The 13304-nt window shown below is 72.9% G+C and carries 10 protein-coding genes; 1 reads left to right on the forward strand and 9 read right to left on the reverse strand.

The features are described from left to right. Positions 1–17 precede the first annotated feature (17 nt). The 8 genes from BKA18_RS06905 to BKA18_RS06940 form a co-directional block, all read right to left on the reverse strand. Positions 18–809 (reverse strand): SDR family oxidoreductase, encoded by a 792-nt coding sequence (locus BKA18_RS06905; RefSeq protein ID WP_366045374.1) that lies wholly within the window; start codon positions 807–809, stop codon positions 18–20. Positions 810–959: 150 nt separating this feature from the next. After that, a complete protein-coding gene (locus BKA18_RS06910; RefSeq protein ID WP_006607638.1) occupies positions 960–1817 on the reverse strand; it encodes an amidohydrolase family protein in 858 nt (285 codons plus the stop codon). Beyond that, entirely contained in the window at positions 1817–2842 is a 1026-nt protein-coding gene (locus BKA18_RS06915) for an aldo/keto reductase (protein WP_366045375.1), read from the reverse strand. The genes BKA18_RS06910 and BKA18_RS06915 overlap by 1 nt, the downstream gene beginning before the upstream one ends. Before the next feature lie 8 nt (positions 2843–2850). Then, positions 2851–3885, reverse strand: coding sequence for an ABC transporter permease (locus tag BKA18_RS06920; RefSeq protein WP_366045376.1), 1035 nt, complete (start codon positions 3883–3885; stop codon positions 2851–2853). Next, complete coding sequence (locus tag BKA18_RS06925) at positions 3882–5474, reverse strand: sugar ABC transporter ATP-binding protein (protein WP_366045377.1); 1593 nt, start codon at positions 5472–5474, stop codon at positions 3882–3884. The genes BKA18_RS06920 and BKA18_RS06925 overlap by 4 nt, the downstream gene beginning before the upstream one ends. Beyond that, entirely contained in the window at positions 5474–6505 is a 1032-nt protein-coding gene (locus tag BKA18_RS06930; RefSeq protein ID WP_366045378.1) for a sugar ABC transporter substrate-binding protein, read from the reverse strand. The genes BKA18_RS06925 and BKA18_RS06930 overlap by 1 nt, the downstream gene beginning before the upstream one ends. A gap of 129 nt (positions 6506–6634) precedes the next feature. Continuing rightward, positions 6635–7432 carry an SDR family NAD(P)-dependent oxidoreductase gene (locus BKA18_RS06935; protein WP_366045379.1) on the reverse strand — a complete coding sequence of 266 codons (798 nt, stop codon included), beginning with the start codon at positions 7430–7432 and terminating at the stop codon, positions 6635–6637. Further along, complete coding sequence (locus tag BKA18_RS06940) at positions 7429–8772, reverse strand: enolase C-terminal domain-like protein (RefSeq protein WP_366045380.1); 1344 nt, start codon at positions 8770–8772, stop codon at positions 7429–7431. The genes BKA18_RS06935 and BKA18_RS06940 overlap by 4 nt, the downstream gene beginning before the upstream one ends. Before the next feature lie 261 nt (positions 8773–9033). Here BKA18_RS06940 and BKA18_RS06945 point away from each other — a divergent pair, with 261 nt between their 5' ends. Next, complete coding sequence (locus BKA18_RS06945) at positions 9034–10161, forward strand: PAC2 family protein (protein WP_366045381.1); 1128 nt, start codon at positions 9034–9036, stop codon at positions 10159–10161. Between the two features lie 76 nt (positions 10162–10237). Here BKA18_RS06945 and BKA18_RS06950 read toward each other — a convergent pair whose 3' ends face one another. Continuing rightward, positions 10238–13294, reverse strand: a complete 3057-nt coding sequence (locus BKA18_RS06950; protein ID WP_366045382.1) for an NPCBM/NEW2 domain-containing protein — start codon at positions 13292–13294, stop codon at positions 10238–10240. Between the last annotated feature and the right edge of the window lie 10 nt (positions 13295–13304).

Here is a 13304-nt window from a genome sequence, read left to right on the forward strand (position 1 = left end):
GTGCCCGCGCCCGGCCGTCAGGCCGCGAAGCCGCCGTCCACCGCGATCGAGGCGCCCGTGATGTAGCGTCCGCCGTCGCCCGCCAGATGGGCCACGGTCGCCGCGACATCCGTGCCCCGGCCGTACGCCCCCAGCGCGGTGAGCCCCGCCTGCATCGCCGCGCTGTCGCCGTCCGCGGGGTTCATATCGGTGTCGATGGGCCCCGGGTGCACGAGGTTGGCGGTGATCCCGCGCGGCCCCAGCTCCCTGGCCAGGGTCCTGGTCAGGCCGGTGAGCGCGGCCTTGCTGGTGGCGTAGAGGCTGCCACCGGGGAAGGCGACCCGCTCGGCCATACAGCTGCCGATGGAGATGATCCGCCCGCCTTCGGTCAGATGCGCCGCCGCGGCCTGCGCCGCCAGGAACGGCGCCCGGACATTGGTCCACAGCACTCTGTCGACATCGTCGAGGGCGATGTCCTCGAACGGCGCGAGCACGCCGATGCCCGCGTTGTTCACCAGGATGTCCAGTCGCCCGAACCGGTCGACGGTGCCGGCCACCGAGGCCCGCACCGCTGCCGCGTCACCGCTGTCGGCCCGTACCGCCCAGGCCTGCCCGCCGGCCCGCTCGATCTCCTTGACCGCCTGCTCGGCCAGGTCCTGCCCGCTCCGGAAGGTCAGGGCCACCCCCGCGCCATCGGCCGCCAGCCGCAGCGCGATCGCCCGGCCGATGCCCCGGCTGCCGCCGGTCACCAGCGCCACCTTGCCGGCCAGCGGCCGGACGCCGTTCCCCGCCACCGTCGTCGCCGTCAGCACCGTCGCCGTCATCGTCATCACCTTCGTATCGAGTCGTCCGTGGCCGGGCGCAGCCGTGCGGAATGCCGAGCTACCGCGTGGCGACGCCGCGTCGCGGAGGTTTCTCCGCGGTACGACTCGATCTTCCGGCGCGGCGGGAGCCGGCGCTGGCGGAATCCGGACGCCGTGTCAGCGACCCGGGAACTCCGCCGACGGCGGCACCACGACCCCGTACACCCGCGCGGCCGTCCCCCCGAAGACGGCCGCCCGCTCCGCCCCGTCGAGCTGGCTCGTGGCCGACTCCGCGAGGGCGATGACGTCCTCATAGCCGGCGGCCAGTGTGCACACCGGCCAGTCGGAGCCGAACATCACCCGGCCCGGGCCGAAGGCATCCAGCACATGCCGGGCGTAGGGCAGGATCTGCTGCGGCCGCCAGGCCTCCCAGTCGGCCTCGGTGACCAGCCCGGACAGCTTGCAGCTGACGTTCGGCAGCGCGGCCAGCGCGGTGATCGCGGCCGCCCACGGCTGCCAGTCCCCCTGCGCCACGGCCGGTTTGGCGGCGTGGTCCAGGACGAAGGCCAGCTGCGGCAGGGCGCGGACGGCGGCCTGTGCGGCGGGCAGTTCGCGCGGGGTGACCAGCAGGTCGTAGACCAGTCCGGCGTCGGCCAGCGCACCCAGGCCGCGCAGGACGTCGGGGCGGGTGAGCCAGTCGGGGTCCGGTTCGTCCTGTACCTGGTGCCGGATGCCCACCAGCCCCGCGGGCAGCGCCGTCAGCACCTCGGCGAGCGCCGGATCGCGGAGATCGGCCCAGCCGACGACGCCGGCGAGGGGTCCCTCCCCCGCCGCGAGGGCGAGCAGTTCGGCGGTCTCCTCGTACGAGGACGACGACTGGACCAGGAGCGTGCCGTCGATGCCGTGCCCGGTCAGATGCGGGGTGAGGTCGGCGAGCGTGTAGGTGCGGCGGATCGGGTCGGCCCATGGCCCGTCCATCCACGGCTGCGCGCGCCGGTTCAGGTCCCACAGGTGGTGATGGGCGTCGATACGCATCAGGGGTGCGCTCCGGGTCGGGCTCGGTCGTTCAGGGGCAGCGGCAGATCGGGGTCGAGCAGGCCGCGGGCGACGAGCGTATGCCACAGCTCGTCCGGGATATGACGGGTGAACAGCGCGGCGTTCTCGGTCATTTCGCCGGGTGTGGCCGCGCCGACGACCGCCGAGGCGACAGCGGGGTGACCGAAGGGGAAGCGTAGTGCCGCCGCTTTGAGGGGCACCTCGAACTCTGCGCAGACAGCGGAGAGTTGCCGGGCGCGCGTGAGCAATCCGGCCGGTGCGGGGGTGTAGTTGTAGGGCGCGCCGGGTGACGGGTCGGCCAGCAGGCCGGAGTTGTAGACGCCACCGACGACGACCGAGGTGCCGCGGCGCAGGCACACCGGCAGCAGATCGTCGAAGGCGGTGCGCTCCAGCAGGGTCCAGCGGCCGGCGCAGAGCACCACATCGGCATCGAGGTCGGCGACCAGCCGGGCCAGCACACCGCTGTGATTCATCCCGAAGCCGATGGCCCGCACCATCCGCTGGGCGCGCAGCTCGGCGAGGGCCGGGAAGCCGGTCTCGTACACCTCCCGCAGGTGGTCCTCGACATCGTGCAGGTAGACGACGTCGACGGCGTCCACCCCGAGCCGCTCCAGGGACGCCTCCAGCGTGGCGCGGATGCCGTCGCGGGAGTGGTCCCGTACGCGGGCCCGTGCGGGGGCGCCGACGAACCCCTCACCGGACGCCTCCTCCCCCGGCAGAAGCGGCCGCAGGCGGCGGCCGACCTTGGTGGACAGGGTGTAGGTGGTGCGGTCGTGGCCGCGCAGAGCCCGGCCGAGCCGCTCCTCGGACAGCCCGGCGCCGTAGTGCGGTGCGGTGTCGAAGTAACCGGCGCCGGCGGCGAACGCGGCACGGACGACCTCGTGCGCCTGCCGTTCCGGGAGGGCGCGGTAGAGATTGCCGAGCGGTGCGCAGCCCAGGCCCAGGGACGGAACGGTGACGCCGGTACGCCCCAACTCCCTTGCCCCGAAAGGATGATGATCCATAACGCTGCTCAGTCCTGCTTCTCGCCGCTGGTGAAGCGGGAGACGACCAGGGCGATGATGATGATCAGGCCGTTGAGGAACTGCGTCCACAGCGGCGGCACCCCGGCCAGCGTCATCACATTGATCACGAGCTGGAGGGTGAGGACACCGGTGAGCGCCCCGAAGAGGGTGCCCCGGCCGCCCTTGAGGCCGATGCCGCCGATCACCGCGGCGGCGAAGACCTGGAAGATCCAGCCATTGCCCTGGCTCGCGGAGACCGCGCCGTAGTGGCCGGTGTAGAGAATCCCCGCAAAGGCGGCGAGCACCCCGCCGAGCGTCAGCACGGTCCAGGTGAGGCGGTCCACCCGGATGCCGGCCGCGCGGGCCGCCTCCGGGTTGCCGCCGACCGCGTACAGCGCCCGCCCGTGCCGGAGAAAGCCCAGGGCGGCGCCGCCGAGCGCGAAGAGGGCCAGGCAGATCCATACGGCGGCCGGGACGCCCAGCCAGTCGGCCTTGCCCAGATAGGCGAAGGAGTCGGGGACGTCGCCGATGGACTGCCCCTCGGAGATGCCGACTTGCAGTCCGCGCAGCATGGTCAGCATGCCGAGGGTGGCGATGAAGCCGTTGACCCGCAGAGTGAGGATCAGGAACCCGTTGGCGGCGCCGACGGCCGCGCCCACGGCCAGACAGAGCGGGACCGCCGTCCAGGTGGGGAGGAGCCCCAGCCCGGCGAAGCGGGCGCCGTGTGCGGGCATCACCAGCCACAGGGCGAGCACCGGCGCCAGTCCGATGGTCGACTCCAGCGACAGATCCATCCGCCCGCTGATCAGGATGAGCGCCTCACCGAGCACCAGCAGACCCAGCTCCGTGGACTGCTGGACGACGCCGATGAGGTTGTCGCCGGTGAGGAACGCGGGCGAGACGATGAAGCCGATGACGCCCAGTACGAAGATCACCGGCACCAGGGAGAGGTCCCGCCAGCGGCCCGGACCGGTCCGGGGCCGGCGGCGCGGTGCGGCGGTGCCGGGGCGTCGGGTGGCCGGCGGCGAGGCGGTCTCGGTCATGGCGCGGTCCCTTCCGTTCCGTCGGTGGCGGGGTGGGCCGGTGCGGCGGGCCGCCCGGTGTCCGCGGGGCCGTCCGGGCCGCCGGTGCCCGTGAGGCCCTCCATGGCGGCGACCAGTTCGTGGTCGTGCCAGCCGGCGGCGAACTCGGCGGTCACCCGGCCGTGGAAGACCGCCAGCACCCGGTCGCAGATCCGCAGATCGTCCAGTTCGTCGGAGACGATCACGGCGCCGCTCCCCCGGTCGGCGACCTCCCGTACGACGCCCAGCAGCGCCTCCTTGGACCGGACGTCGACGCCGTTGGTGGGCCGGACGGCCACCAGTACCGCGGGATCGCGGGCCAGCGCACGGGCGACCACCACCTTCTGCTGGTTGCCGCCGGAGAGCCCGGACACCGGCTGGCCGGGCCCGGTCGCCTTGATGTCCAGCGCGGCGATCATCCGCCGGGCGAACTCGCGGGTCCGGGAGGGCAGGACGGTGCCCAGCGGCCCGAGCCGGCCGGCCACGGTCAGGGTGGCGTTCTCGGCGAGGCTGCGGCCCGGCACGAGCCCCTCGCGGTGCCGGTCCTCGGGGACGTAGCCGATGCCCGCGTCGAGGGCGTGCGGCACACTGCCGGTGCGGACCGGCCGCCCGCGCACCGTGATCCGGCCGGCGTCCGGGGCGCGCAGCCCGGCCAGGGTCCGCCCGATCGCGGTGCCGCCGCCGGCCGCGGCGCCCGCGAGCCCTACCACCTCGCCGCCGCGTACGGTCAGATCGAGCGGTGCGAAGTGCCCGTCGACGGCCAGCCCTTCGGTCCGCAGCACCGCCTCCCCCGCCGTCCGCGCGCCCGCCCGCGGCTGCCGCGCGGACCCCGCCTCCTCCCCCGTCATCGCCGCCACCAGCGCGTCCTCGGCCAGTCCGGGGACCGGCGCGGTCAGGACGTGCCGGGCGTCCCGGAAGACGGTGACGGTGTCGCACAGCTCGTGGACCTCCTGCAGATGGTGCGAGATGAACAGGAAGGCCACCCCCTGGTCGCGCAGCGCCCGCAGCTTGCCGAAGAGCCGGGCGATGCCGCGGGCGTCCAGCCGCGCGGTGGGCTCGTCGAGGACGATCAGCCGGGCGCCGCACGACAGCGCCCGGGCGATCTCCACGAACTGCCGCTGCTCGACGCCGAGATCCTTGATCCGGGCGGCCGGGTCGGCCTCGACGCCGTACTCGGCGAGCAGTGCGCGGGCCCGCTCCCGCAGCGCCCGCCAGCGGATGGTGCGGCCGCCCGGGATGCGGCCCAGGAAGAGGTTCTCCGCAACCGTCAGCTCCGGGACGGTCATCGACTTCTGGTGGACGCAGGCGACTCTGCGCTGCCAGGCGGCGGTGTCGCCCCAGGCGGGCGCGGGCGCACCGTCGAAGGTGACACGGCCGGCGTCCGGGCGTGCCATCCCGGTCAGCACGGACACCAGCGTCGACTTGCCGGCGCCGTTGCGGCCGACGAGGGCGTGCGCCTCGCCGGGCCGTACGGTCAGCCGGGCGCCGTCGAGGGCGACGGTGGGGCCGTAGCGTTTGACGATTCCCTCGGCGTGCACGGCCGCCGGCCGCTCGCCGGTCTCGGCGCCCATTACCGCTTCTTCGCCAGCTGATTGGCCCACAGCGACTTGTCGTCGACGTTGTCCTTGGTGACCAGGGGGGCGGGCAACTGGTCCTCCAGACCGTTCTTGATCTTCACGATGGTCGAGTGGTGGTCGGTGGGCCCCGGCCGGAAGGTCTTCCCGGCCAGGGCGGATGTGGCGTAGTACAGCGCGTACTTGGCGTAGAGGTCGGCGGGCTGGGAGAGGGTGGCGTCGATCTTTCCGGCGCGGATCGCGTCCAGCTCGTCCGGTATGCCGTCGTTGGAGATGATGGTGAGGTGCCCGTGGGAGCCGGCCGGCTTGAGGAGTTTCCGCTGCTCCAGGAGGGCGAGCGTCGGCTGCAGGAAGGCGCCGCCGGCCTGCATGTAGAGGCCGTCGAGGTCCGGGTGCTGGGCGAGCAGGCTCTGCAGCTTGCCGGAGGCGACGTCGCCCTTCCAGTCGGTGGCCAGTTCATGCACGGCGATCCTGGGGAACTTCCGCCGCATGCAGGAGGCGAACGCCTCGGACCGGTCCCGGCCGTTGACCGAGCTGAGGTCGCCCTGGAGTTCGGCGACCCGGCCCCTGCCGCCCAGGCGCCGGCCGAGGTACTCGCAGGACTTCTCGCCGTAGGCGCGGTTGTCGGCGCGGACGACCATGTAGACGCTGCCCTCGTCGGGGCGGGTGTCCACGCTCACCACCGGGATCTTCTTCTCCGCCAGGCGCCGCAGCTCGGCGGTGATGGCGCCGGTGTCCTGCGGGGCCATCACGATCGCCTTCGCCCCCTGGCCGGTCAGTGCCTGTACGTCGGCGACGACCTTGGCGATGTCGTTCTGCGAGTTGGACAGCGGCAGCGCGGCCGGGCCGCCGTGGTCCAGGTCCTTTTCGAGGTACTGCTGGTAGGAATTCCAGAAGTCGGTGTCCGTACGGGGCACATCGATGCCGATCCTGCCGCCCGCGGTGTCGCTGCCGCGGTTGCAGCCGGCGAGCACGGCGGTGGCGAGCACCGCGGCACAGGCGGCCGCGCCGGTGGTACGCAGTCTCATGGGTGGTCCTTCGGTCGTGGTGTGCGGATCCCCCCCACCCCCGAACCCACCCCCCCGCCCCCTCCCCCGAAGGGGGAGGAGGGGGAGGGGGCGGGGGAAGCCCTGCAGGGTCGAAGCGGAGGAGGCGGTTCAGGTGACGGCCCGCAGCCGCACCCCCTGCATCCCCCCGTCCACGGCGAGTGCCGTCCCCGTGATGCCGGAGGCTCCCGGGGACGCCAACGAGGCGATGGCGGCGGCGACTTCGCCCGCGGTGACCATCCGGCCCATCGGCTGGCGGGCGTGCAGAGCGGCGCGTTCGGCGGCCGGGTCGTCGGCCGCGTCCAGCAGCCGGTCGATCCACGGGGTGTCGGCGGTGCCCGGATTGACGCAGTTGACGCGGATGCCCTCGCGGAGGTGGTCGGCGGCCATGGCGAGGGTCAGGGAGAGGACCGCGCCCTTGCCTGCGGCGTACAGCGCACGCTGCGGCAGCCCGGCGGTGGCGGCGATGGAACAGGTGTGGGTGATGGACACCCGGCCCGGGGCCCCGGCGGCGGTGCGGCGCAGCGCCGGGAGCGCGGCGCGGGCGCAGCGCACCAGGCCCAGCACGTTCACGTCCAGGACCCGGTGCCACTCCGCGTCGTCGTTGTCCTCGACGGTGCCGACGGCGCCGATGCCGGCGTTGCCGACGAGGGTGTGCAGGGCGCCGAGTTCGGCCACCGCCCGGGCGACGGCGGCCCGTACCGCGTGGTCGTCGGTGACATCGGCCCGCACCGGGATCGTCCCGGCGGGCGCCCCGGAGGGGTCCCGGTCCAGGACGGCGACCCGGGCGCCGCGGTCCCGCAGGAGCGCGGCGGTGGCCGCTCCGATGCCGGAGGCGCCGCCGGTGACGAGGGCGGCCATGCCCGTGAAGTCGGCCGGCGGCAGGCCGGTGTGCGGTGCGGCACTCATGCGGTGACCTCCTGTGCGTCGGGCCGGTCCGGCTGCGTACGGCGGGCGCGCCACACCGGTCCGTCGGGAAAGCGGTGGGCGGTGAGCGAGGCGGGTTTCATCCGGGCCGAGAAGCCGGGCGCGGCCGGGGCGCGGTAGCGGCCGCGCCCGATGACGACCGGGTCGGTGAAGTGGTCGTGCAGATGGTCGACGTACTCGATGACCCGGTCCTCCCGGCTACCGGACACCGCCACGTAGTCGAACATCGCCAGATGCTGCACCATCTCGCACAGCCCCACCCCGCCCGCGTGCGGGCAGACCGGTACGCCGTACTTCGCGGCCAGCAGCAGGATCGCGAGGTTCTCGTTGACCCCGGCCACCCGCGCCGCGTCGATCTGTACGAAGTCCACGGCGCCGGCCTGCAACAGCTGCTTGAAGACCACCCGGTTGGCGATGTGCTCCCCGGTGGCGACCTTCACGGGCTGGCCGGCGCGCACCGCGGCGTGCCCCAGGACGTCGTCCGGGCTGGTCGGTTCCTCGATCCAGTACGGGGCGTACGGCGCCAGCGCGGTCATCCAGTGGACCGCCTCGGCCACGTCCCAGCGCTGGTTGGCGTCGACCGCGATCCGTACGCCGGGGCCGACCGCCTCCCGCGCGAGCCGCAGCCGCCGCCGGTCGTCGTCGAGGTTCGCGCCCACCTTCAGCTTGATCTGGCCGAAGCCGGCGGCCACCGCTTCGCGGGCCAGCCGTACCAGCGTGCGGTCGTCGTAGCCGAGCCAGCCGGGCGAGGTGGTGTAGGCGGGGTAGCCCTCGGCCTTGAGGCGGGCGGTGCGCTCGGCGCGGCCCGGTGCGGCGGCGCGCAGCAGGGCGAGGGCCTCGCCGGGGGTCAGGGCGTCGGAGAGGTAGCGGAAGTCGACGAGCGAGACGAGTTCCTCGGGCGTCAGGGTGGCCAGGAACTCCCACACCGGCAGGCCGGACCGGCGGGCGGCCAGGTCCCAGGCGGCGTTGACGACCGCGCCGGCCGCCATCTGCATCACGCCCTTCTCCGGGCCGAGCCAGCGCAGCTGCGAGTCGTGGGTGAGGTCGTGGTGGAGTGCGGCGAGATCGGCGGCGGTGGTGGGCGCGGGGCGGCCGGCGAGGTGCGGTGCGAGCGACCGGATCGCGGCGGCCATGACCTCGTTGCCGCGTCCTATGGTGAAGCAGAGGCCGTGCCCCTGTGGGCCGCTCGTGGTGTGGAGCACGACGTAGGCGGCGGAGTAGTCGGGGTCCGGGTTCATGGCGTCCGAGCCGTCGAGCCGGTCCGAAGTGGGGAAGCGGATGTCGTGGCATTCGAGCGCGGTGAGGGTATCGGAACCGGCCATGCGCATGCCCCCTGAGATGTTGGGGAAGAACATCGGACCTTTCCGGGTCATCCGATGTATAGCCCTTCGCGCAAGACGAAGTCCAGACCCCGTACGGAAGTTGGGTCGATGGGACCTCCGACAGGTCGGATGAATCACTACTCCTTGCTGGAAAGGGGCTGCATACCGGCACCACAGAAGCCGTAGTCTTGGGATCGCACGCAAAGGAACTGCTGCCGGCGGCCGCCCCAGGCGGCCGGACCGGTCGGAAGGAGGCGCTGGGTGATCGAGCTCGAGGGGGTGCCCGAGCTGATCGACCCGGTCATGGTGGCCGCGTTCGAAGGCTGGAACGACGCCGGCGACGCCGCCTCCGCCGCGGTCGCGCATCTGGACCGGGAGTGGAAGGGCGAGGTCTTCGCCGCGCTCGACGCCGAGGACTATTACGACTTCCAGGTGAACCGTCCCACCGTCTTCCTGGACGGCGGCGTACGCAAGATCACGTGGCCCACGACCCGGCTCTCCGTCGTCCGCGTCGGCGATGCGAACGGCAAGGGGCGGGCGCGGGATCTCGTCCTGGTCCGCGGCATCGAGCCGAGCATGCGCTGGCGCTCGTTCTGTAACGAAATCCTCGGTTTTGCCCATGAGTTGGGTGTGGAGATGCTGGTGGTGCTGGGCTCGCTGCTCGGCGACACCCCGCACACCCGCCCGGTTCCGGTCAGCGGCGTCACCTCCGACGCGGAACTCGCGCGCCGGATGGACCTGGAGGAGTCCCGCTACGAGGGCCCGACGGGCATCGTCGGCATCCTCCAGGAGGCGTGCACCCATGCCGGCGTCCCTGCGGTGAGCCTGTGGGCCGCGGTGCCGCACTATGTGTCGCAGCCGCCCAACCCGAAGGCCAGCCTCGCCCTGCTCAACCGCCTGGAGGACCTCCTCGACGTCCGTATCCCGCTCGGCGAGCTGAGCGAGGACGCCCGCGCCTGGCAGCTGGGCGTGGACCAGCTCGCCGCCGAGGACAGCGAGGTCGCCGAGTACGTCCAGTCCCTGGAGGAGGCGCGGGACACCGCGGATCTGCCGGAGGCGTCCGGCGAGGCCATCGCCCGCGAGTTCGAGCGCTATCTGCGCCGCCGTGACCCGCAGTCCGGTCCCGGAGTGGCGACCGAGGGCGGGCTCGCCGACGGCCGCGACGGCTCCTTCCACCGCGACTCCACGAGCGGCCGCACCCGCCCGCCCCGTCCGGTGTCCAAGGAGCCGCGCGAGCCCCGGCCCGGCGACGACCCGGGCACCGGCCCCACGGACCCGGGCCACGACAAGGGCGCCATGGACTCCGCGGACGAAGCGGATGCGTCCGGCGGTACGGACTCCGCCGACTCCGCGAAGCCGGAGGACGGCCCGGAGGACAGCGGGAGCTGACCTGCCCCACCAGGGCGCCGGACCGGCCGTCATGCCGGTCCGGCGCCCTGCGTGCGCTCACCGGAGGGAGCCGCGCTCACTGTGCGCAGTGGAAGCGCGCCCCCGCCCAGTCGCCGTGATCGCCGGACTTCTTGCCGTCCGTATCGGTCACCTTGAGCCGGACGTGCCGGGCGCCGCCGAGGGGCACGTCCACCGCCACCGGCGCCGACTTCCCGGTCAGCTTCGGTGAGGTCCACAGCACCTTGCCGTCCGCCTCCACCGAGAAGGCGACCTCGCCGTAGTCGGCGATCTCGTCGTCGATCCCCACGTCCGCGGTGACGGACGTACAGCGCCCGCCGGTGAAGAACTCCAGGTCCGAGTCGGCGTGCGCCCCGATGCCCTTGGCGTAGGTCTGCCCGGCGAGGGTGAGCGGATGGCCGTCCGCCGCCCCCGACTCGCCGTTGCTGCGGTCGCGTTCGGCCGGCCCGTATCCGTTGGCCGCGCTCAGCCACTCCAGATCGCTCGCCCAGGTGTCCCCGGCGGGCGCCGGCGGCACGGCCCGTACCTCGAAGCGGTGCACCGCCGTGCGCCAGGCACCGGCCGCGCGGTAGCGGACGGTCGCGGTGACGGGGACCGGGTCCGCGCTGACGGCGTCCCGGGGCGCGGTGAGCGTCAGCGTCTCGTCCTCGGTGGCACCGGCCGCGATCCGCCGGTGGTGCACCGGCGCCGAAGTGGTCCAGCCCCTGGGTGCGGACAGCGCCACCGAGACGTCCTGGGCGTCACGGACGCCGGCGGTGACGGTGGTCCGTACGGGCGTCGGCGCGCCCTTGGTCACCTCCTGGCCGCCGGGGGTGGCAACGACGGCCGGGGCGCCCGGTGTTCTGCCGCCGACGGCGCTCGCGCCCTTGAGCGTCAGGGCGAAGGCGCGGCCGGTGGTGCGGGCGGCGGTCTTGATCTGTACGACGCCCGCGCGGTCCGCGGGGTCGTAGCGCCACCCCTCGTCCGCCGCCCGGAACGCCCGCGCGGACGGCAGCTGCTTCAGCGGCCGCCCGGCCAGCTCGACGGCGCGCGGCGCGTCACCGGTGTGCACGGTGAAGCGGTAGGGCCGAGTCGTCTGCTTGCCGTGGAACTCACCCCGCAGGGCGCCGACGTCGACCCGGACGTCGCCGCCGCCGGAGCGCGGCGCCGCGACCCGCACCTGCTGGGTGGCGCTGCCGCCCCGCCGGTGCGCGCGGGTGACGCCGTCGTCCTCGTAGAGCGTGAACGAGGAACGGCCCTGCGGATAGACGTCCCAGGCGAGCGGCGCGTGTGCGGTGCGGTCCTGATACGACCTGATGCCCGGCCACATGGGGACGGCGGCCCCGGCCTTGACGAACAGCGGCAGGGTGTCCAGCGGAGCACTGTAGCCGTTGACGGTCGTCGGCCCCTGGTAGGTGCGCCCGGACCAGTAGTCGACCCAGGTGCCCTTCGGCAGATAGATGCCGTCGCGGGTGTCGCTGTCCCGGTAGACGGGCGCGACGAGAAAATCCTGCCCGGAGAGGAATTCGTACTTCGCGGCGTCGGTGCCGGCTTTCGGGTCACCGGGATATTCGAGCGCCAGCGGGCGCACCGGACCGACGCCGGTGCGGGTCGCCTCCGCCGCGTATGCATACATGTAAGGCAGCAGCGACTCCTTCAGCTTCAGGTATTTCCGGTTGATGGAGGTGTAGGGCTCGCCCTGGCGATAGGGCTGTTTGTCGCTGGCGGCCCAGCCGTCCATCGTCATCATCGCCGGGAGGAAGGATTTCCACTGCAGATCGCGGACGTACGTTTTGGGGCTGCCGCCGAAAATGCCGTCCACATCGCCGGTCGTATAGGCGAGTCCGGACATGGTGGCGCCGGCATAGGTCGGAATCTGCCAGCGGATGTAGTCCCAGCTGCCGCTCTGGTCACCGGACCACTGGACGCCGCAGCGCTGGGCCCCCGACCAGCTCTCCGGTGCCCAGGTGAAGCCCCGCGCGTCGCTGTTGTCCTCGATGCCGCGGTAGGCGTCCTTGCAGCCGTCCAGGGCGAATTTGTAGCCGTCACCGACCCAGGCGACGTCGAGTTTCGCGATCCGCTGGCCCGCCTTCACCTGGTCGGCGAGTTTGGCGATACCGTCCTCGGTCCACAGCCCGAGCTTCATCTTCCGTTCGCCGAGCCCCTGTGCGGTCTCGGCGAGATGCTCATAGCCGCAGCCGTAGCCGTCGTTGACCAGCATCCAGCCGTTGGGCAGATCGTTCTTCGTATATCCGTCGGCGACTTTCAGCGCGTCGAGGGTGTGCCGCTCGCCCCGGTTCGCATTGTGCAGATAGCAGTCCGAATCGCCGATCTCCAGCCCGTACAGCGGTGGCAGAAAGGGCTTTCCGGTCAGTGCGGTGTACTGGCCGATGACGTCCTTGGCGCTCGGCCCGGCGAAGTAATAGGCGTCGAAGCGCCGTTCCTGTGCGCTGGTCGTCACCGGGTCCTGGAAGGCGTAGGTGTTGGGCGCGTAGGTGTTGCGGAAGACGCCGTAGCCGGCGGAGGAAAGGTAGAAGGGGACCGAGTTGGGGTGTCCGCCGTCGTCCCAGTGGTAGTCCACCCCGACCTCGGTGGTGTGGTCGCGGTGCGAGGTGTTGCCGCGGCCGTTCTGCATGCCGGCGCCGTAGAACTGCTCGCCGGCGCCGCGCGCGAGGGTCTGGGTGGTGGTCTTGTCGTCCCAGCTCAGCCCCTTCGTCTCGGACCACACCAGCGAGCCGTCGGCCCGCCGCAGCTCGAAGCGGAGCGGCGCCTTGAAGGCCTTCAGGGTGACCTGGGAGGTGCTGAGTTCATAGGCGTCGCCGGCGTCCCGCCAGCGGGTGGCGGGCGGCGCGCCCTGGGGCAGCACGATGTCCTTGCCGGTGGGGTCGGAGAAGGTGCCGTCCGGGGCGAGTTCGAGCCGGAAGGTGCGGGGGGTGACAAAGCTGATGCGGGCCTCGGCCCGGCCGGCGTGCAGATGGTAGACGGGCCCGTCCGCCGCGAAGCCGGTGACGTCGCCGACGGTCTGTGCGGACGCCCGGCCGTCGGCCCGTACGCTGCCGGCCGGCCCCACGACCGTCATCGCGAGCCCGAGCAGCGCGGCAACGACCGCCGCCCGCAGTCCTGTTGGTGTTCTCATGACCGCAAGC

The organism is Streptomyces auratus, from assembly GCF_050433025.1.
GTDB lineage: Bacteria > Actinomycetota > Actinomycetes > Streptomycetales > Streptomycetaceae > Streptomyces > Streptomyces sioyaensis.